The sequence below is a fragment of the Devosia lucknowensis genome (assembly GCF_900177655.1).
Taxonomy (GTDB): Bacteria; Pseudomonadota; Alphaproteobacteria; order Rhizobiales; family Devosiaceae; genus Devosia; species Devosia lucknowensis.
The window spans coordinates 969,672-988,556 of sequence record NZ_FXWK01000001.1; the positions used below are offsets into that span (position 1 = coordinate 969,672).

General features: G+C 61.6%; 20 protein-coding genes and 3 tRNA genes. 22 read left to right on the forward strand and 1 reads right to left on the reverse strand.

Annotated elements, in window-relative coordinates:
• Positions 1-98: 98 nt before the first annotated feature.
• Positions 99-746, reverse strand: a complete 648-nt coding sequence (locus CCK88_RS04565) for a PilZ domain-containing protein (RefSeq protein ID WP_086469326.1) — start codon at positions 744-746, stop codon at positions 99-101.
• Positions 747-902: 156 nt separating this feature from the next.
• Here CCK88_RS04565 and CCK88_RS04570 point away from each other — a divergent pair, with 156 nt between their 5' ends.
• The 22 genes from CCK88_RS04570 to nuoK all read left to right on the forward strand — a co-directional run bounded on the left by CCK88_RS04570 (position 903) and on the right by nuoK (position 18,881).
• Positions 903-2,405 (forward strand): NAD(P)H-hydrate dehydratase, encoded by a 1,503-nt coding sequence (locus CCK88_RS04570; protein ID WP_086469327.1) that lies wholly within the window; start codon positions 903-905, stop codon positions 2,403-2,405.
• Positions 2,406-2,539: 134 nt separating this feature from the next.
• Positions 2,540-3,736 (forward strand): Tet(A)/Tet(B)/Tet(C) family tetracycline efflux MFS transporter, encoded by a 1,197-nt coding sequence (gene tet, locus CCK88_RS04575; protein WP_086469328.1) that lies wholly within the window; start codon positions 2,540-2,542, stop codon positions 3,734-3,736.
• A 202-nt stretch (positions 3,737-3,938) separates the two neighbouring features.
• The gene (locus tag CCK88_RS04580) at positions 3,939-4,211 is read left to right on the forward strand and encodes an HU family DNA-binding protein (RefSeq protein WP_046104301.1); all 273 of its coding nucleotides are present in this window, start codon (positions 3,939-3,941) and stop codon (positions 4,209-4,211) included.
• Positions 4,212-4,350: 139 nt separating this feature from the next.
• A tRNA-Val gene (locus tag CCK88_RS04585) sits at positions 4,351-4,426 on the forward strand.
• 220 nt (positions 4,427-4,646) lie between these two features.
• Positions 4,647-4,723, forward strand: a tRNA-Asp gene (locus CCK88_RS04590).
• 66 nt (positions 4,724-4,789) lie between these two features.
• Positions 4,790-4,866, forward strand: a tRNA-Asp gene (locus CCK88_RS04595).
• Positions 4,867-5,011: 145 nt separating this feature from the next.
• On the forward strand, positions 5,012-5,740 hold the full coding sequence (gene msrA / locus CCK88_RS04600; RefSeq protein WP_086469329.1) for a peptide-methionine (S)-S-oxide reductase MsrA: 729 nt from the start codon (positions 5,012-5,014) through the stop codon (positions 5,738-5,740).
• A 228-nt stretch (positions 5,741-5,968) separates the two neighbouring features.
• Positions 5,969-6,520, forward strand: coding sequence for an outer membrane protein (locus tag CCK88_RS04605; RefSeq protein ID WP_086469330.1), 552 nt, complete (start codon positions 5,969-5,971; stop codon positions 6,518-6,520).
• Between the two features lie 319 nt (positions 6,521-6,839).
• Positions 6,840-7,430, forward strand: a complete 591-nt coding sequence (locus CCK88_RS04610) for an outer membrane protein (RefSeq protein WP_140048886.1) — start codon at positions 6,840-6,842, stop codon at positions 7,428-7,430.
• 224 nt (positions 7,431-7,654) lie between these two features.
• The gene (locus CCK88_RS04615; RefSeq protein ID WP_086469332.1) at positions 7,655-8,218 is read left to right on the forward strand and encodes an outer membrane protein; all 564 of its coding nucleotides are present in this window, start codon (positions 7,655-7,657) and stop codon (positions 8,216-8,218) included.
• A 395-nt stretch (positions 8,219-8,613) separates the two neighbouring features.
• On the forward strand, positions 8,614-8,979 hold the full coding sequence (locus tag CCK88_RS04620) for an NADH-quinone oxidoreductase subunit A (RefSeq protein ID WP_086469333.1): 366 nt from the start codon (positions 8,614-8,616) through the stop codon (positions 8,977-8,979).
• A complete protein-coding gene (locus CCK88_RS04625; RefSeq protein WP_086469334.1) occupies positions 8,970-9,551 on the forward strand; it encodes a NuoB/complex I 20 kDa subunit family protein in 582 nt (193 codons plus the stop codon). Before CCK88_RS04620 ends, CCK88_RS04625 begins: the two co-directional genes overlap by 10 nt.
• A gap of 9 nt (positions 9,552-9,560) precedes the next feature.
• Entirely contained in the window at positions 9,561-10,193 is a 633-nt protein-coding gene (locus tag CCK88_RS04630; protein WP_086469335.1) for an NADH-quinone oxidoreductase subunit C, read from the forward strand.
• Positions 10,193-11,383: an NADH-quinone oxidoreductase subunit D gene (locus CCK88_RS04635; RefSeq protein ID WP_086469336.1), complete on the forward strand. Its 1,191-nt coding sequence runs from the start codon at positions 10,193-10,195 to the stop codon at positions 11,381-11,383. The genes CCK88_RS04630 and CCK88_RS04635 overlap by 1 nt, the downstream gene beginning before the upstream one ends.
• Positions 11,383-12,720: an NADH-quinone oxidoreductase subunit NuoE gene (nuoE, locus tag CCK88_RS04640; RefSeq protein ID WP_086469337.1), complete on the forward strand. Its 1,338-nt coding sequence runs from the start codon at positions 11,383-11,385 to the stop codon at positions 12,718-12,720. Before CCK88_RS04635 ends, nuoE begins: the two co-directional genes overlap by 1 nt.
• Positions 12,721-12,924 (forward strand): hypothetical protein, encoded by a 204-nt coding sequence (locus CCK88_RS04645; protein ID WP_086469338.1) that lies wholly within the window; start codon positions 12,721-12,723, stop codon positions 12,922-12,924. It begins immediately after the preceding gene.
• 2 nt (positions 12,925-12,926) lie between these two features.
• A complete protein-coding gene (gene nuoF / locus CCK88_RS04650) occupies positions 12,927-14,234 on the forward strand; it encodes an NADH-quinone oxidoreductase subunit NuoF (protein ID WP_086469339.1) in 1,308 nt (435 codons plus the stop codon).
• Positions 14,235-14,239: 5 nt separating this feature from the next.
• A complete protein-coding gene (gene nuoG / locus CCK88_RS04655) occupies positions 14,240-16,342 on the forward strand; it encodes an NADH-quinone oxidoreductase subunit NuoG (RefSeq protein ID WP_086469340.1) in 2,103 nt (700 codons plus the stop codon).
• Between the two features lie 9 nt (positions 16,343-16,351).
• Positions 16,352-17,449, forward strand: coding sequence for an NADH-quinone oxidoreductase subunit NuoH (gene nuoH, locus CCK88_RS04660; protein WP_086469341.1), 1,098 nt, complete (start codon positions 16,352-16,354; stop codon positions 17,447-17,449).
• A complete protein-coding gene (gene nuoI / locus CCK88_RS04665) occupies positions 17,449-17,937 on the forward strand; it encodes an NADH-quinone oxidoreductase subunit NuoI (protein WP_086469342.1) in 489 nt (162 codons plus the stop codon). The genes nuoH and nuoI overlap by 1 nt, the downstream gene beginning before the upstream one ends.
• A gap of 11 nt (positions 17,938-17,948) precedes the next feature.
• Positions 17,949-18,557: an NADH-quinone oxidoreductase subunit J gene (locus tag CCK88_RS04670; protein WP_086469343.1), complete on the forward strand. Its 609-nt coding sequence runs from the start codon at positions 17,949-17,951 to the stop codon at positions 18,555-18,557.
• A gap of 15 nt (positions 18,558-18,572) precedes the next feature.
• Positions 18,573-18,881: an NADH-quinone oxidoreductase subunit NuoK gene (nuoK, locus tag CCK88_RS04675; RefSeq protein ID WP_086470809.1), complete on the forward strand. Its 309-nt coding sequence runs from the start codon at positions 18,573-18,575 to the stop codon at positions 18,879-18,881.
• Positions 18,882-18,885: the final 4 nt, after the last annotated feature.

An 18,885-nucleotide genomic window follows, 5' to 3' on the forward strand; every position in this document is an offset into this window, starting at 1 on the left:
GTGCTGAATGCAGGGTAAATGCCGCAGTCAGCGAAATTGCGCGCCATAATAAGCCAAACGGTGCGCGCCCTAGTAACGGCAACGTTGCAGGATTTGGATCAGTCCGCCGGCAACTTGATCAGGGTCTCGAGATCGTCGAAGTCCGGCGGCTGGATGAACTGCAGGGCGAAGCCGACTTCGAGGTGCCGCACCACGCGGCCAACGATGCGTCCCAGTGCCATCGGCATGCCCAGCTCCGGCCAGTAATGCGCCGAAACTGCCGCGCCCGAACGAGAGACGTCGATCACGAAGCACGGTAGCCTCTGGCCGTCCGCAAGCACGATCGTGCTGCGCGGGTCGCGCGGCAGGATGCGCCGGTGTTCGCGCTTGTCGGGCACCTGCGCGTGAATATGTTTCTTGTGCCAGTCGATCTTTGCCGCCAGCTTTTCCCGTTCGCTGTCCGTCATCTGCAGGTCGGTGACAAACCCTGATGCCAGCCGTCGGGTAATCTGGCCGCGCAGGATACCGAACTCATTGAAGTGGGCCGAGACGGTTTCCCCCTCCTTGCCCACGACCGGGCCGACGCAAACCAGCATCCGCGTCGAGATCGAGCACAGGCGGCAGGCATAGACAGGTATCTTGTCCTCGGCGCTGTTCCGGCGATCGGGCAGGGCATAGCGTCCCGCAAGGGCGCCGATGAACCTGACGTCGTGGAACTTCTGCGGCGCGCGCGGACTTTCGTCAGCGAATGCGGCTGTTACCGACAAGGGCTCCCCTCCCAATTGCCAGCTATTAAATCGATACACTACGGAGGACTTCTTAAGGAGTTCTCCCAATGCATGTTCAAGTGAACCGGGCAGCCGTAAATTTGAGCCTAATGTGATCTGATCAAGTTTTCTCATCTCAAGATTGAATCGAATTCCATGAACGCTGCGTCTTCGGAAGTACTGCTGACCCCGGCCCAGATGGCGGACGCAGACAGCGCTACTATCGCCTTGGGCACGCCGGGCGTTGAGCTTATGAAAGCGGCGGGTCGAGCCGTTGCCGAGCACATTGTCCGCCACTACGCCCGGGGCTCCGTGCTGGTGCTGTGTGGTCCCGGTAACAATGGCGGCGACGGTTTCGTGGTCGCGCGCTTGCTGCAGATGGCGGGTTGGCCAGTCCGTCTCTGGCTGTCCACCAGCCCAGACCGTTTGACGGGCGATGCGGCGGTGATGGCGTCGCGCTGGACAGGCGAGGTGGAGCAGGGGAGCGTTGCCGAGCTCTCTGGTGTCCACATCATCGTGGACGCGCTGCTTGGAGCAGGCCTCGACAGGGACGTCACCGGTGCGCTCTCCGGCTTGATCAAGGCGGTGAACGCCTCCGGATTGGCCGTGGTCAGCATAGATGTGCCCAGTGGGGTAGACGGCCTTAGCGGTGCGGTCAGGGGAACGGCTGTTCGTGCTTCCGACACCGTGACCTTCTTCAGGCTCAAGCCCGGGCACCTTCTGCTTCCGGGGCGCGATCTGTGCGGACAGGTCCATTGCGCTCCGATTGGAATTCCCGATTCGGTCCTCGACGCCATCCGGCCGCTCGTCTGGCGCAACGGCCCGCTGATATGGTCACTGCCCGTCCGCAAGGCGGACCAGCACAAGTTCCAGTCGGGGCATGTTGTCGTCGTGTCCGGCGCACCCTTGCAGACCGGAGCGGCGAGGTTGTCGGCCCTCGGCGCCTTTCGTACCGGTGCCGGCCTGGTTACGCTTGCCGGAAGCTCGGCCGCTTTGATGGTCCATGCCAATCATGTGACGGCCATTATGCTGCATGCCGCCGAAACACCGGATGACCTTGCCGCCTTCGTCGGCGACAAGCGCATCAATGCGGTCGTTATCGGTCCTGCGGCAGGCGTCGGCCGGGACACCAGGGAACGCGTCTTAGTGCTTCTGCGCTCGGGCGCCGCCGTCGTGCTCGATGCCGATGCCCTCACGAGCTTTGCTGATGATCCGACGACTCTCTGGTCGGCCATCGAGGCGCGCCGGGCGCCCGTCGTGCTCACGCCGCACGAAGGCGAGTTCGGCCGTCTCTTCCCCGACGTCTCGGGAGACAAGCTTGGCCGCGCCCGTGACGCATCCCGGCGCTCCGGCGCGATCGTCATTCTCAAAGGAAGCGATACTGTCATCGCCGCGCCCGACGGTCGGGCGGTCATCAACGACAACGCCCCCCATTGGCTGGGCACGGCAGGGGCGGGCGATGTTCTGGCCGGCATCGTTGCGGGCCTGCTGGGGCAGGGCATGGATGGTCTCGAGGCCGCCAGCGCCGCTGTCTGGATCCACGCCGAGGCTGCCAATCGCTTCGGCGGCCCCGGAATGCTGAGCGAAGACTTGCCCGCCAATGTGCCCCTCGTCCTGAGAAGCCTCGTTCCCAACGACCGCCCTCCTGCCATCGGCTGACGCAGCACCGCATTTCCCTGTCTGGTAAGTGCTTGCCGAAGTTCGAGGGTAGGCCTACATCAGGCGTCACCCAGGGCCAGGCCGCAGCACGCTGCCATCCCGACCCATGCGGCATGTCCAAATGGAGCGGACCTATGAACAAGGCGCTGGTCGTGATTCTCGCGGCGGTGATGCTCGATGCCGTGGGTATCGGGCTGATATTCCCCATTCTCCCAGCGCTGCTGCGCGAAGTGGGCCATACCTCCGACATTTCCACGATCCTGGGCGTGATGCTGGCTCTCTATTCTGCGTGTCAGTTTTTGTTCTCGCCGATTCTCGGCGTGCTCAGCGATCGCTTCGGGCGGCGTCCGGTTTTGCTTGTCTCACTGGCGGGTGCCGCAATCGACTATATTGTCATGGCCTTTGCGCCCGAGCTTTGGCTGCTCGTCATCGGCCGCGCCATTGCCGGGGTCACCAGCGCCAATATGGCCGTCGCCACGGCCTACATCACCGACATCTCGACCGAAGAGGAGCGTGCGAAGCGGTTCGGCCTCTTCCATGCCATGTTCGGCGTGGGCTTCATTATCGGGCCGGTGCTCGGCGGCATTCTCGGTGACATCTGGCTGCGCTCGCCCTTCCTGGTGGCCGCGCTGCTCAACGGCATCAACTTCGCTCTGGCCCTGTTCGTCTTGCCCGAATCGCGGCCTGGCCAGCGCGATGCCCGCTTCACCTGGAACACCCTCAACCCTTTCAAGCCGCTGGCCTGGGCCTTGACCTTTAAGGCCTTGATCCCCTTGATGGCGATCTACTTCATCATGAATCTGGTGGGGACGGTCTATGGAAGCACCTGGGCGATCTTCAGCGAGGACAGCTTCCAGTTTAACGGCATGATGATTGGTCTCTCCCTGGGCGCCTATGGCATCTGCCACGCCCTGGCACAGGCCTTCCTGACGGGGCCGGCCGTCGAAAAGCTGGGCGAGCGCTGGGCGCTCATCGTCGGCATGGGCTTCGAGGGCGGCGCAATGCTGACGCTGGCCTTTGCTTCACATGGCTGGATTCTCTTCGCCATGGCGCCTGTCTTTGCCTTGGGGGGAATCGGCATGCCGGCATTGCAGTCTTTGACCACGCGCCAGGTCGATGCCGACAGGCAGGGACAGTTGCAGGGCGTTTTGGCGAGCCTTGTCAGCCTGGCTTCGGTTTTTGGTCCGCTTCTGTTCAGTTCTGCCTATCACGGACTGCGCCCCAGCTGGCCGGGCGCGATCTGGCTGGTCGCCATCGGCATCTATCTTCTGGCCTTGCCCCTTATGGTATCGCTCAGGCAGCGGCGGATCGCGTCACCCACTCAGGCCTGAGGCAAAGCGGGGACAACACCCGGCAATCCCGGCTTTTCCGCTTATCCGGGCTTGCAGGGGTCGATTTTCCGGTCCATTAACAGTTTTGCACCGTCGGGCAGCCGAAAACCCCCGGATTTCCTTGCGCTCAGCGCAGAATCGCAAAAGGTTGTCGGCGTTTTCGTTCGCCAGAGACGGCGGGCATTCACTGTGAGGAAACGCTATGAACAAAAACGATCTGGTTGGCGTCGTTGCCGACAAGGCTACGATCACCAAGGCACAGGCCGCCGAAGCGGTTGACGCAGTGTTCGAAGCCATTACTGCTGCTCTCAAGGGCGGCGACGAAGTTCGTCTGGTCGGTTTCGGCACCTTCGCCGTTTCCCAGCGCAAGGCTTCCACCGGCCGTAACCCTGCCACCGGCGCCGAGATCCAGATTCCGGCTTCGAACCAGGCTAAGTTCAAGCCCGGCAAGGGCCTCAAGGACGCGATCAACTAAGGTTGCCTCCTGCCTTAATCGGCAACCGGCCCCGAGCGGTTCCCGCCGGGGCCTTTTTCATATTCGCATTTGCCTGTTGACGGGCAGGGGCGGGCACCCTAATCAGGGCGCCATTCCACCCAAGGCTATAACGGCCCGGGGGCGATTAGCTCAGTTGGTAGAGCGCCTCGTTTACACCGAGGATGTCGGCGGTTCGAGTCCGTCATCGCCCACCATTTTTCGTGCTGCGGGCAATCTCCCTCCTCTTATTCTCTGGCCGGTGTCTGATGTTGCTCGCGTTCCGCTTGAGCAAATTGGCCTTACCCGCTGTGCAAGACGCATTTTCCACAGTGCCGTCATTGAAAATGTCTCACCTGGCATTTCGCTCGCTTGACTTCATTTATGGGTGCCAGTACATGGACGCCACGTTGCGCGAACGACTTGTTCGCAAGCGCTGCGGGAGTAGCTCAGTTGGTTAGAGCGCCGGCCTGTCACGCCGGAGGTCGCGGGTTCGAGCCCCGTCTCTCGCGCCACTTCTTTTGAAGTGGAACCGCAGTCTGACGATTTCGGACATGGCCATGCGTCTGTTCGCAAGCGCTGCGGGAGTAGCTCAGTTGGTTAGAGCGCCGGCCTGTCACGCCGGAGGTCGCGGGTTCGAGCCCCGTCTCTCGCGCCACCCTTTCTCAATGAAATCATTGCTTTGAAACGGTTGGCGCCGAATTGTCGGCGATGTCATTTCGCCGTGAGCCGCTTGCCCCTGCTGTAACTTTGGGCGCAGCTTGACCGTATATGCTATCGCACGATCAGCATGAGGTCCGTCGATGCCCACGCCGTCTTTCTCCGAACCCATCCGCCGTCGCCTTCTTCTCGGCCTTGCCGCGCTTCCAGCCTTGTCGCTCCTGCCATCCCTGCAGCGGGTAGCGGCGCAGGAAGCGCCGGTCGTGATTCCCGCGCCTGCTCTGGACCTTGACGAGGCGGGCACCACTGCTACGGCAACCTTCGCCGGCGGGTGTTTCTGGGGCGTCCAGGGTGTGTTTCAGCGCGTCAAAGGCGTGACCAACGCGGTTTCCGGTTACTCAGGCGGGGCTGCCGAGACCGCAACATATGACCTGACGACGCGCGGCGACACCGGGCACGCCGAAACGGTCGAGATTACCTATGATCCGCGGGAGGTCAGCTATGGTGAGCTGCTCCATGTTTTCTTCTCGGTCGCCCACAATCCGACTCAGCTGAACTTTCAGGGCCCAGACCGCGGCACCCAGTATCGGTCGACGATCTTCGTACGCACCAAGGAAGAAGAAGACGTCGTGCGCGCCTATATCGCCCAGCTCGACGCCACTGGCCTGTTCGAAGGCCCCATTGTGACGACGATAGAGCCTTTCGAGGCCTTCTATCCCGCTGAACAGTATCATCAGGACTTTCTGACCCTGAATCCCTCGTGGCCCTACATCGTCGTGCACGACTTGCCCAAGATCGCGGCGCTCGAGGCGATCTTTCCCGACAAGTTCCGCGCTGAACCTGTGCTGGTGGGGACCTTGCCGGCCGCATAGCTTCCAACTGTGACCCATCGGCAACATCGGAAGGGCGCCTCATTCTGGCCCTCTCCAGGTCGGCTTTTCGCCGCCAAAGCCCAGCAAAACCGGGCTGGCGACCGACAGCACCAAGACGGAAATCCTTCCCCAAACTGGCCTGTCGCGAGCGGAAAGCCGTCCAGGAACCGTCGCTTTCGACGTGGCGTTTCCTTTTCACCAGACGGTCCAGAATAAAGGAATACAGCGATGCGTATCGCAAGCACTCTTGCAATTGCAGCTCTGGTCAGCGCCGCGCCCGTTGGTGCTGCCATGGCCGCCGACCTGATCACTGTGCCCACCTCGACTCAGGCCGAACTGCCGATCGTCGAGGACGTCGGCTTCGACTGGAGCGGCTTCTATGCTGGCGTCCATGGCACTGCCCAGAACGGCTCCGTCAGCGGAACTCAGTACGGCGTCGGCATTCAGGCGGGCGTCAACGCTCAGTTCGACTTCTACCTACTCGGCGCTGAAGTCGCGGTGAGCGGCCTCGCCGCGAACGACACCGTCGGCGAAACCACCTACGGCCAGGTTCTGGGTCGCGCCGGTCTGGTAGTCTCCGACAACGTGCTGGTCTATGCAGCCGGTGGTTACGGAATCGACCTCGGCGTGCCCGAAGAAGAGGATGTCCTCGTGGGCGGCGGCGTGGAGCTCGCGGTGACCGATGCGATCTCCGTTCGTGCCCAGTACCTTCACGGCTTCCCGGTTACCGGTGGCAACACCAAGGACCAGTTCACGGTCGGCGCCAGTTACCACTTCTAAACCAGGCGACATCAAGGATCTCGACCGGCCCGGTGCGAAAGCATCGGGCCGGTTGTGTTTTGGGCCGAACTGTGTCAGCTACGCGGCGTACTCCGCTACCTTGGCGCCGCAAATGCGACGCGGAATCGCGGAGTTCGGGGCGTTTTGCCAGGATTTGTATCAAATTGAACCAATTCGGTTGTGTTCCTGCAACACCTGCCCGGAAATGGTCATGAAATCTTATCCGCACCGCCAAAATTGGTCGCGCCAAGCCTTGCCACACGCGAAAGCCTCAGGCATCTATCGGCCGACTACGGTTAACTCTATGGGAGTGCAAGACATGTTTGTACGTTCTCTGGCTATCGGCGTTTCCGCCGCAGCTCTTCTGGTTGGTGGCGCTCAGGCTGCTGACCTCATCATCCCGACCACCCCGCAGCCGGTTTACGAAGCTGCTGGTTTCGACTGGGAAGGCCTGTACGTCGGTGCTCGTCTCGGCGGTCAGTTCGTCGGCACTCAGGACTACGGCGTGATCGCTGCTGGTCCGGCTTCGACCTACGGTGTCATCGGCGCTGCCGCTGGCGTGAACTTCATCCCGGTCGACCCGATCCTGCTCGGCGTTGAAGTCACCGCTGACTACATGTGGAACTCGGCTGAAGCCCCGACCGCAACTGGCGAATTCTTCGCTAACCTGCGTGTTGGTGCTGTCGTCACCGACAACGCTCTGATCTACGCAATCGGTGGTCTTGGCTTTGCCAACACCGGCGCTGGCTCGGTTGGCGTTTACCAGCTCGGTGGTGGTGTTGAATTCGCCGTCACCGACGCGATCACCGTCCGCGGTGAAGTTGTTGGCCAGGGCGACTTCTCGTCCGTTGGTGCCGACTCGTTCTTCGAGTCGACCAAGGCCACCGTCGGCGTCTTCTACCACTTCTAAGTTTGAAGAAGCGTGGGGGCGGAAACGCCCCTTCGCCCTCAATCTTGCAGCCCATTTCGGCGGACCGATTCATCGGTTCGCCGTTTTGGTTTTGGGGGGTGTGGCGACTCTGCCACATGCGGTGTGTGAAACTTCGGCGAAGTATTGAGCTGAGTTGAGGCATGTTGCGGCGCAGCAGACTCTCTGGCACATACTTGCCATATTCTCCAATTCCTGAGGCTCAATTGACCCTTCGCGCACTTGCTCTTGGCGTTTCGCTCGCCGCTCTCGGTTCCGTCGCTGCTTCTGCCGCCGACCTGATCATCCCGACGACCCCTGAGCCGATCATGGCTGCTGCCGGTTTCGATTGGGATGGCATCTACCTCGGCGCCCATGGCGGCGGTTTTTCCTATGGTGACAACGGCGCTGCAGCCACCACCAGCGGCCTGATCGGTGCCGTTGCAGGCGTCAACTTCATCGTTGCCGACCCGATTCTCGTCGGTCTCGAAGTCGGCGTCGATCAGTACTGGAACGCTGCCGGCAACGGCCAAGTCTACTACTTCAATCTCAAGGCCGGCGCTGTCGTCACCGACAACGTGCTGCTCTACGCCCTCGGTGGCGTAGGCGTTGACGTCAATGCTGGCGTGAACACCGGCGTGTACCAGCTCGGTGGCGGCGTCGAGTTCGCAGTGACCGACGCGATCACCATCCGCGGTGAAGTTCTCGGCCTCGGCGATTTCACCGATGGTGCCGGCGACCAGTTCTTTGAAGGCGCTCAGGCAACCGTTGGTCTCTTCTACCACTTCTAAGATTACGGTCTGCCGCGGACGCTAGTGCGCGGTCTGAACCTGTACTTATATTTCGGCGGACCGATTCTTCGGTTCGCCGTTTTGCTTTCCAGGGCAGGGCACTCGGCGGTTCCTGAATCTCTCCGTCGGTACCTGGCTTCGGTTTCCAATTCCGCCCTTTTTCGGCTCACCAAAATCGCTTTCTGTAGCGGAAATAGCGTTGTGCGCCGTCGCATTGCAGCGGATTGGACATCCTGTTTACATGATTATTTTGATCATATTTTCTTTCCCTTGAAACGTTTGGGGGGAAGGTCTAAGCCGTTCCGCATCACTGGCGCGTCGGCCCACTCGCCCCAATTGCTCGTGGCCCTTGCGCTTCTCGACCGCCCTGGTCGGCAAGAAATTTAGGCTGCCGCATGACTGAATTGCTCAGCAATTATCTGCCCATCGTCATCTTCATCGCCCTTTCGGCCCTGATCGGCGGCGCGCTTCTGGTGGCGCCCTTCCTGGTGGCCGTGAAGCGCCCGGATCCGGAGAAGGTCTCCGCGTTCGAAGCCGGCTTCGAGGCCTTCAGCGACGCTCGCATGAAGGTGGACGTTCGCTTCTATCTCGTGGCGATTCTCTTCATCATCTTCGATCTGGAAGTGGCTTTCCTCTTCCCCTGGGCGGTCGCGTTCCGCGATGTGGGTTGGTTCGGCTTCTGGTCCATGATGATCTTCCTGGGCGTGCTGACCATCGGCTTTATCTATGAATGGCGTAAGGGAGCTCTGGAATGGGATTGAGCCCGTCCAGTTCGACACTGGTTACCCCGCGTCCCACGGGCGCAATCGATCCGGCGACCGGCAAGCCTTTCGGCGCTGACGATCCGTTCTTCGCCGGCGTGAACAACGAGCTGGCTGACAAGGGATTCCTCGTCACCACCGTCTCTCAGCTCATCACCTGGGCCCGCACGGGTTCGCTGATGTGGATGCAGACGGGTCTGGCCTGTTGCGCCGTCGAAATGATGCAGATGTCGATGCCGCGTTACGACATCGAACGCTTCGGCGCCGCGCCGCGCGCCTCACCGCGTCAGTCCGACGTGTTGATCGTTGCCGGCACGCTGACCAACAAGATGGCCCCGGCGCTGCGTAAGGTCTATGACCAGATGCCCGAGCCGCGTTACGTCATCTCCATGGGCAGCTGTGCCAATGGCGGCGGTTACTATCACTATTCCTATTCCGTCGTGCGTGGCTGCGATCGCGTATTGCCGGTGGACGTCTACGTTCCTGGCTGCCCGCCGACGGCCGAGGCGCTGCTCTATGGCATTCTGCTGCTGCAGAAGAAAATTCGCCGCGACGGCACGATCGAACGGTAAGGCAGGGACATGGACGAAACAGTTGTTGTCGAGCCGGTCTCCGTCGATCCGCTCGTGGCGCTTGGTGAGCACGTGACGGCATCCCTTGGTGATGCTGTGATTAGCTTCGAGGTCGCCTTTGGTGATTTGACGGTCAGCGTGGCGCGCGATTCCATCGTCAATGTGGTGACATTCCTGCGCGATGATCCGAAATGTCGTTTCATCAGCTTCGTGGACGTCTGCGGCGCCGACTATCCGGCGCGCGAGTTCCGTTTCGATGTGGTCTATCACTTCCTCAGCCCGCACCTGAACCAGCGCATCCGCATCAAGCTCGAAGCCGACGATGTGACCCCGGTGCCTTCGATCACCGATGTTTTCGCCGGCGCCAACTGGTTCGAGCGTGAAACCTACGATCTTTACGGCGTGCTGTTCTCCGGGCATCCCGATCTGCGCCGCATCCTCACGGACTACGGTTTCGACGGTCATCCGTTGCGCAAGGACTTCCCGCTCACCGGCTTCGTCGAGGTTCGCTACGATGAAGAGCGCAAGCGGGTTGTCTATGAGCCGGTGACGCTGGCCCAGGAATTCCGCTCGTTCGATTACCTGTCGCCTTGGGAAGGCACCGATTACGTGCTGCCTGGCGACGAGAAGGCGAAGAACTGATGTCCGAAGTCGACGTTCGCAATTTCACCCTCAATTTCGGCCCCGTGCACCCATCCGCGCATGGCGTGTTGCGCATGATTCTCGAGCTCGACGGCGAGCTGGTCGAGCGTGTCGATCCGCATGTCGGTCTTCTGCACCGCGGCACCGAAAAGCTGATCGAATACAAAACCTATCTTCAGGCCGTTCCGTATTTCGATCGCCTCGACTACGTGGCCCCGATGAACCAGGAGCACGCCTTTGCCCTGGCCGTCGAGCGCATGCTCGATATCGAGGTCCCGCGCCGTGGCCAGCTGATCCGCGTGCTCTATGCCGAGATCGGCCGTTTGCTCGCGCACCTGATGAACGTGACCACCCAGGCGATGGACATTGGCGCGCTGACCCCGCCGCTCTGGGGCTTCGAGCAGCGCGAAAAGCTCATGGTGTTCTACGAGCGCGCTTCCGGCGCCCGCATGCACGCAGCCTATTTCCGTCCCGGCGGCGTCCATCAGGACCTCCCCCAGGCACTGGTTGATGACATCGGCACGTTCTGCGAGGAATTCCCCAAGGCGCTTGCGGACATCGACAAGCTCCTCACCGGCAACCGCATCTTCAAGCAGCGCAACGTCGATATTGGCGTCGTACCGCTCGAGGAAGCCTGGGGCCGCGGGTTCTCCGGCGTCATGGTCCGCGCTTCCGGCGCGGCCTGGGACCTGCGCAAGAGCCAGCCCTACGATGCCTATGCTGAAATGGAATTCGACATCCCGGTCGGCTCCAACGGCGACTGCTACGATCGTTACCTGATCCGCATGGAAGAAATGCGCCAGGCCAACGAAATCATGAAGCAGTGCGTTGCCAAGCTGAACGCACCCGATGGCAAAGGTCCGGTGTCTTCAAGCGACGGCAAGGTGGTCCCGCCCAAGCGCGGTGAGATGAAGCAGTCCATGGAAGCGCTCATCCACCACTTCAAGCTCTACACCGAGGGTTTCAAGGTTCCGGCCGGCGAAATCTATGCCGCCGTCGAAGCCCCCAAGGGCGAGTTCGGCGTGTATCTGGTGTCCGACGGCACCAACAAGCCCTATCGCTGCCATATCCGCGCTCCGGGCTTCGCCCATCTGAGCGCCATGGATTATCTGTGCCGCAAGCACATGCTGGCTGATGTGACCGCGATCCTCGGGTCGATTGATATTGTGTTCGGAGAGGTGGATCGCTGATGACTACGCGACGCCTTGCAGACGAGTCGGTTCAGCCGGCCAGTTTTGCGTTCAATACTGAAAACCAGGCCTGGGCTGAAAAGCGTATCGGGCTCTATCCGGCTGGCCGCCAGCAGTCCGCTGTCATTCCGCTGCTTATGCGGGCGCAGGACCAGGATGGCTGGGTGACCCGCGCGACCATCGAAACGGTCGCCGAGATGCTGGATATGCCCTATATCCGCGTCCTCGAAGTCGCGACCTTCTACACCCAGTTCCAGCTTCAGCCGGTGGGCAAGAATGCGCATATCCAGGTCTGCGGCACCACGCCCTGTATGTTACGCGGCGCTGAGGGGTTGATCGAGGTCTGCAAGTCGAAGATTCATCCCGAGCCGCACCATCTCAATGCCGATGGCACCATGAGCTGGGAAGAGGTCGAATGCCTTGGCGCCTGCGTGAACGCGCCGATGGTCATGATCTATCACGACGTCTACGAAGATCTCACGCCCGAGCGCATGGAAGAGATCGTGGACGCCTTCGCCGCCGGCAAGGGTGACACCATCAAGGCGGGCCCGCAGATCGAGCGTCAGACCTCGGCTGCTTTCGGCGGCCGCACCACCTTGCTCGAGACGCCATCCGCGACGCGCGAAAAGTTCGTGCCGCCGCCGGCACCTGAAGCGCCTGCCGCTGCTGCCCCGGCCGCAGCGCCTGCCGCTCCTGCTCCTCAGCCGGCTGCATCGCCGACGACGGCTGCACGACCCAAGGATGTTGCCGAGGAAAACGCCCCGGCCATTAAAGGTACGCCCAAGCAGGCCAAGGTCAGCCAGTCCAAGGCCGAAGCCGAGCGCGCTGGTGCCCGTGCCGAAGCCGGTGCGGACGGCAAGCCCAACACGGCGATGCGCGAAGGCGCTACCGGCGCCGAGTCCCGGGGCGAGGCCATCGATGATGGCAAGGCAGTGGGCAAGGCCAAGGCCAGCGCTCCCGCCGCCGATGGTGCTTCGGCAACCGTCAAGAAGACCAAGCCGGCCATCAAGGCGCCCGCTGCCGACCCCAAGGAGGTGTCGCCGACGGCCGAAAAGGGTGGCGAACTTCAGCCGCTTTTCGAGCGTCCCGAAGGCGCCGCCGACGATCTCAAGCTGATCTCCGGCGTCGGTCCGGTCATCGAGCGCAAGCTCAATGCCCTCGGCATTACCCGCTATGACCAGATCGCCAGGTTCAAGAAGGCGGACATCGCCCGTGTCGACGATGCGCTGAACTTCAAGGGCCGTATCGAGCGCGACGACTGGCTTAAGCAGGCCAAGGCTCTCGCTGCCGGTGGTGTCGAGGAATATCGCAGGGTGTTCGGAAAGGACCCCCGCTAAATGACCACGCGCAAGATCGACTTCAAAGCGCTGACCATTAAGGACTACGCAGTTGCCGTGGTCTATGTGGTGCTGGCGACTTTCGTCGTGACGGGCGCGGAAATGGTCTTCGGTTTCACGCTGCCGAGCTTCGTTGCCTCGGCGGTTGGGGCAGCGATCGGTGTTGCTGCCTGGATTATCTTTTTGTTGAAGCGGAACAGCTGATCATGCTCGCTGACAAGGATCGCATCTTCACCAACCTCTATGGCCACCACGACTGGCGGCTGGAGGGCGCGCGCGAGCGCGGTGGTTGGGTCGGAACCAAGGAGTTCATCGACCAGGGGCGCGACTGGATCACCAATGAAGTCAAGTCCTCCGGTCTGCGCGGCCGCGGTGGCGCCGGTTTCCCGACTGGCCTCAAGTGGTCGTTCATGCCCAAACAGAGCGACGGTCGCCCGCATTACCTTCTGGTCAATGCCGACGAGTCCGAGCCTGGCACCTGCAAGGACCGCGAGATTCTTCGCCACGACCCGCATCATCTGATCGAGGGGTGCCTTCTGGCATGCCGCGCCATGGATGCGCATCTGGCGTTCATCTATGTGCGTGGCGAATTCATCCGCGAGCGTCAGCGTCTTGAGGAAGCCGTCCAGGAAGCCTACGACGCCAAGCTGATCGGCAAGGACAATGTCCACGGCTGGGACCTGGACATCATCGTCCACCATGGTGCCGGCGCCTACATCTGCGGCGAGGAAACCGCGTTGATGGAATCGCTGGAAGGCAAGAAGGGTCAGCCCCGTCTTAAGCCGCCATTCCCGGCCGGCATGGGTGTGTATGGCAATCCCACCACCGTCAACAACGTCGAGTCCATCGCCGTCGTGCCTGAAATCCTGCGCCGCTCCGGCGCCTGGTTCTCCTCTATCGGCCGCCCCAACAACGTCGGCACCAAGCTTTTCATGGTTTCGGGCCATGTGAACAAGCCGGCCACCTTCGAGGAATCCCTGGGCGAGAGCTTCAAGGACATCATAGAAAAGCACTGCGGCGGCATTCGTGGCGGCTGGGACAACCTGCTCGCCGTCATCCCCGGCGGCGCATCGTGCCCTGTCGTCAAGGGCGAGGACATGATGGACGCCATCATGGACTTCGACGGCATGCGCGAGAAGAAGTCGAGCTTCGGTACCGGCGGCATGATCGTCATGGACAAGTCCACCGACATCATCAAGGCCATCTGGCGCATCTCGGCTTTCTTCAAGCACGAGAGCTGCGGCCAGTGTACGCCCTGTCGCGAAGGCACGGGCTGGATGATGCGTGTCATGGACCGCATGGTGCAGGGCCGCGCCCAGAAGCGCGAAATCGACATGCTTTTCGAAGTGACCAAGCAGATCGAAGGTCACACCATTTGCGCCCTCGGCGATGCAGCCGCGTGGCCGATCCAGGGCCTGATCCGCAATTTCCGCCCGACCATCGAGGCGCGGATCGAGCAGTATACCTATTCATCCACCAGCGACGGCGCTGTTCCGTCCATCGCTGCGGAGTAAGTTTGATGGCCAACATCAAGGTCGACGGCCAGCTCGTCGAAGTTCCCGATCACTACACCCTGATGCAGGCTGCCGAAGCTGCCGGCGCGGAAATCCCGCGCTTCTGCTACCACGACCGCCTGTCGGTCGCCGGCAACTGCCGCATGTGCCTCGTCGAGGTGAAGGGTGGCCCGCCAAAGCCGCAGGCAAGCTGCGCCATGTCGGTCAAGGACCTGCGTCCCGGCCCGAACGGCGAGCCGCCTGAAATGTTCACAAACACGCCGATGGTCAAGAAGGCCCGCGAAGGCGTGATGGAATTCCTGCTGATTAACCATCCGCTTGATTGCCCGATCTGCGATCAGGGCGGCGAGTGCGACCTGCAGGATCAGGCCATGGCCTATGGTGTCTCCGGCTCGCGCTTCTTCGAAAACAAGCGCGCTGTCGAAGACAAGTATATGGGTCCGCTGATCAAGACCTCAATGAACCGCTGCATTCACTGCACGCGTTGCGTCCGCTTCACCACTGAAGTGGCCGGCATTTCCGAGCTGGGTCTTCTGGGCCGCGGCGAAGATGCAGAGATCACGCCCTATCTCGAACGCGCGCTCACCAGCGAGCTGCAGGGCAATGTCATCGATCTCTGCCCGGTCGGCGCGCTGACGTCCAAGCCCTACGCCTTCAATGCGCGTCCATGGGAACTGAACAAGACCGAATCTATCGACGTCATGGACGCCGTGGGCTCGGCCATCCGCGTCGATAGCCGTGGCCGCGAAGTCATGCGCGTACTGCCGCGCATCAACGAGGCCATCAACGAAGAGTGGATTTCCGACAAGACGCGCTTCATCTGGGACGGCCTCAAGAGCCAGCGCCTCGATCGCCCCTACGTACGCAAGGGTGGCAAGCTCCAGCCTGCCTCGTGGGAAGAAGCACTTGCTGCCGTCGCGGGCCGCATCAAGAAGGCCGGCAACAAGGTCGGCGCCATCGCCGGTGACCTCGCAGCCGTCGAGGAAATGTACGCCCTCAAAGGGCTGCTCGGGTCGATCGGCTCGGGCATGACTGATGTGCGTCCGGCCATGTCCGGGATCGATCCGTCGATGCCGCGCTCGGCCTACCTCTTCAACCCCACGATTGCGGGGATCGAACAGGCTGACGCCATCCTCATCATCGGCGCCAATCCGCGCAAGGAAGCGGCGCTCATAAACGCCCGCATCCGCAAGACCTGGCGCGCCACCAATCTGCCGATCGCCGTAATCGGCGAACAGGCCGACCTCACCTACGCCTACGAATATCTCGGCTCGGGCTTCGAGACGCTGGCCGATCTGGCCGCCGGCAAGGGCGCCTTTGTTGAGACGCTCAAGAACGCCCAGCGTCCGCTGATCATCGTGGGCGAAGGCGCTGTTTCGCATGCCTCGCTGGGCAAGCAGGCGGGTCGCGACACCATTGCGCTCGCCTCCAGGCTGGCCTCGGGTGCGAACGTGGCCGATGGCTGGAACGGTTTTGCGCTCCTGCACAACGCGGCCAGCCGCGTCGGCGGCCTCGACATCGGCTTCGTGCCGCATGATGGTGGCGTCTGCTCGGCCGACCAGATCGCCCTCGCCGGCAAGGGGGAACTCGACGTCCTGTTCCTGCTTGGCGCCGACGAATACGATACCTCCGCCATGGGCAAGGCCTTTGTGGTCTATATCGGCTCGCATGGTGACAAGGGCGCCCATCGGGCCGACGTTATCCTGCCGGCCGCGACCTACACGGAAAAGTCGGGCACCTATGTCAACACCGAGGGCCGCGTTCAGGTCACCACCCGCGCCGTGTTCCCGCCGGGTGATGCCAGGGAAGACTGGGCGATCATTCGCGCGCTCTCCGGTGCCATTGGCCAGCCGCTGCCCTACAATTCCCTGGCGCAGCTGCGCTCTGCCATCTATGCGGAGTTCCCGCATCTGGCCCGCATTGACGAGATTGCCGCCGGTTCGGCCGGTGATATCGCCAAGCTCGCCAAGGCCGCCATCAAGACCAAGTCCGCGCCTTACGCGTCGATGGTCACGGACTTCTATCTCAGCAATCCGATCGCTCGCGCCTCGGCGACCATGGCCGAATGTGCCCAGATGGCTGCCGGTCTCAAGCAGGCAGCGGAGTAGGGGAGCACAATGGACTTCATTCTCTTGGCCCTCGACTACTTGCTGGGCATCCCCTTCCTCGGTTGGGGAAGCCAGATCGGTTTCGTCTACAAGGCTCTGGCGCTGCTCGTCGGTCTGCTGATTTTCACGGCCTTCATTCTGCTTGCCGACCGCAAGATCTGGGCGGCCGTGCAGATGCGTCGCGGGCCCAACGTCGTCGGCCCCTTCGGACTGCTGCAGTCGTTTGCCGACCTTCTCAAGTTCGTCCTCAAGGAAGCCGTTATTCCGGCTGGTGCCGACAAGGTGCTGTTCCTTGCGGCACCGCTCATCACGGCTACCTTGGCCCTCGCAGGCTGGGCCGTGGTGCCGGTCGACAATGGCTGGGCAATGGCCAACATCAATGTCGGCATCCTCTATCTGCTCGGCATTTCTTCGCTCGGCGTATACGGCGTCATCATCGGTGGCTGGGCGTCCAACTCCAAATATCCGTTCCTCGGTGCGCTCCGCTCTGCCGCACAGATGGTCAGCTACGAAGTCTCCATCGGCCTCGTCATTATCACCGTGCTGCTCTGCGTCGGTTCGCTCAACCTCAACGACATCGTCATCGCGCAGCAGGAAATGGGCCTTGCCCATGCTTTGGGCGTGCCGTGGCTGAGCTTCCTCAACTGGTTCTGGCTGCCGCTCTTTCCGATGTTCGTGGTGTTCTACATCTCCGGTCTGGCTGAAACCAATCGTCCGCCCTTCGATATGGTCGAAGGCGAGTCCGAGCTGGTTGCCGGCTTCATGACCGAGTATTCGGCCACGCCATACCTGCTGTTCATGCTGGGCGAATATATCGCCATCCTGCTCATGTGCGCCATGACCACCATCCTGTTCCTGGGGGGCTGGGCCGCGCCGATCGACCTGCCGCCCTTCACCTGGATCCCGGGCGTGATCTGGTTCTTCATCAAGGTAAGTCTCGTCTTCTTCATGTATGCAATGGCCAAATCCATCGTACCCCGTTACCGCTACGACCAGCTCATGCGGATCGGCTGGAAGCTGTTCCTGCCGCTTTCCCTGATCATGGTCGTGATCGTCGCTTTCGTCCTGCAGCTCACTGGCTGGGGCTGGCACGGAGGAGTTGCCTGATGCGCGTCGGACAGATCGTCAATACGCTGCTGCTGCGTGAATTTGTCGGGGCGTTTTTCCTGGCCATGCGGTATTTCTTCGGCGCAAAGCCGACCGTGAATTACCCGTTCGAAAAAGGTCCGGTATCGCCTCGTTTCCGTGGCGAACACGCCCTGCGCCGTTATCCGAACGGCGAAGAACGCTGCATTGCCTGCAAGCTGTGCGAGGCCATCTGCCCCGCTCAGGCCATCACGATTGAGGCCGGTCCGCGCCAGAACGACGGCACCCGTCGCACTGTGCGCTACGACATCGACATGGTGAAGTGCATCTATTGCGGTTTCTGCCAGGAAGCTTGCCCGGTCGATGCCATCGTCGAGGGTCCGAACTTCGAATTCGCAACTGAAACGCGTGAGGAACTCTATTTCTCGAAAGAGAAGCTCCTCAGCAATGGCGACCGGTGGGAGCGTGAAATCGCTGCCAATCTGGCTGCCGACGCGCCTTATCGCTGAGAGGGAAGAGCATGACCCTTCCGCTGTTCTTCTTCTACGTCTTCGCCGCGATCACCGTGGCGTCGGCATTCATGGTCATCTCGGCGCGCAATCCTGTGCATGCTGTGCTGTTCCTCATTCTTGCCTTCGTCAACGCCGCGGGCCTGTTCATGCTGGCCGGGGCCGAGTTCCTCGCCCTGCTGCTGATCGTGGTCTATGTGGGTGCGGTCGCCGTGCTGTTCCTGTTCGTCGTCATGATGCTCGACGTCGATTTCGCCGAACTCAAGTCCGGTCTTCTCGCCTATGCGCCAGTGGGCATGCTGGTGGGTGGCGTTCTGTTTCTCGAGCTTCTTCTTGTGGCGGGCAGTTTCGTCATCGCGCCGGACGTCGTGGGGTCAGGTGGTCTGCCGATCGATGCCACCATGGACAATACGCGCGCGCTGGGTCAGGTGCTCTACACGCGTTACGTTTTCCTGTTCCAGGGTGCTGCCGCCGTGCTGCTGGTCGCCATGATTGGCGCCATCGTGCTCACGCTGCGCCACCGGACAGGCATCAAGCGGCAGAGTACCGCCGCACAGCTCGGTCGCAAGCCCAGCGAGACGGTGCGCAATGTCAAGGTCAAGAGCGGTCAGGGGCTATAGGGGGTTATCATGGGTCTGGAAATCGGGCTCGGTCATTACCTGACCGTAGCGGCAATCCTGTTCACGCTCGGCGTGTTCGGCATCTTCATCAACCGCAAGAACATCATCGTCATTCTCATGTCGGTGGAATTGATCCTGCTGGCCGTCAATCTCAACCTTGTGGCCTTCAGCGCGCATCTCAATGACCTTCAGGGTCAGGTCTTTGCGCTGATGATCCTCACCGTGGCTGCCGCCGAGGCAGCCATCGGTCTGGCCATTCTGGTCATCTTCTACCGCAACCGCGGCACGATCGCGGTTGAAGACGTCAATATGATGAAGGGCTAAGAGC

Coding starts and splice junctions, on each gene's coding strand:
- nuoI (WP_086469342.1), top strand. CDS start 17,449: ATGCGCGTCGGACAGATCGTCAATACGCTGCTGCTGCGTGAATTTGTC.
- CCK88_RS04580 (WP_046104301.1), top strand. CDS start 3,939: ATGAACAAAAACGATCTGGTTGGCGTCGTTGCCGACAAGGCTACGATC.
- CCK88_RS04620 (WP_086469333.1), top strand. CDS start 8,614: ATGACTGAATTGCTCAGCAATTATCTGCCCATCGTCATCTTCATCGCC.
- CCK88_RS04605 (WP_086469330.1), top strand. CDS start 5,969: ATGCGTATCGCAAGCACTCTTGCAATTGCAGCTCTGGTCAGCGCCGCG.
- nuoE (WP_086469337.1), top strand. CDS start 11,383: ATGACTACGCGACGCCTTGCAGACGAGTCGGTTCAGCCGGCCAGTTTT.
- nuoG (WP_086469340.1), top strand. CDS start 14,240: ATGGCCAACATCAAGGTCGACGGCCAGCTCGTCGAAGTTCCCGATCAC.
- CCK88_RS04635 (WP_086469336.1), top strand. CDS start 10,193: ATGTCCGAAGTCGACGTTCGCAATTTCACCCTCAATTTCGGCCCCGTG.
- CCK88_RS04610 (WP_140048886.1), top strand. CDS start 6,840: ATGTTTGTACGTTCTCTGGCTATCGGCGTTTCCGCCGCAGCTCTTCTG.
- nuoH (WP_086469341.1), top strand. CDS start 16,352: ATGGACTTCATTCTCTTGGCCCTCGACTACTTGCTGGGCATCCCCTTC.
- CCK88_RS04625 (WP_086469334.1), top strand. CDS start 8,970: ATGGGATTGAGCCCGTCCAGTTCGACACTGGTTACCCCGCGTCCCACG.
- msrA (WP_086469329.1), top strand. CDS start 5,012: ATGCCCACGCCGTCTTTCTCCGAACCCATCCGCCGTCGCCTTCTTCTC.
- CCK88_RS04570 (WP_086469327.1), top strand. CDS start 903: ATGAACGCTGCGTCTTCGGAAGTACTGCTGACCCCGGCCCAGATGGCG.
- nuoF (WP_086469339.1), top strand. CDS start 12,927: ATGCTCGCTGACAAGGATCGCATCTTCACCAACCTCTATGGCCACCAC.
- CCK88_RS04670 (WP_086469343.1), top strand. CDS start 17,949: ATGACCCTTCCGCTGTTCTTCTTCTACGTCTTCGCCGCGATCACCGTG.
- CCK88_RS04630 (WP_086469335.1), top strand. CDS start 9,561: ATGGACGAAACAGTTGTTGTCGAGCCGGTCTCCGTCGATCCGCTCGTG.
- tet (WP_086469328.1), top strand. CDS start 2,540: ATGAACAAGGCGCTGGTCGTGATTCTCGCGGCGGTGATGCTCGATGCC.
- CCK88_RS04645 (WP_086469338.1), top strand. CDS start 12,721: ATGACCACGCGCAAGATCGACTTCAAAGCGCTGACCATTAAGGACTAC.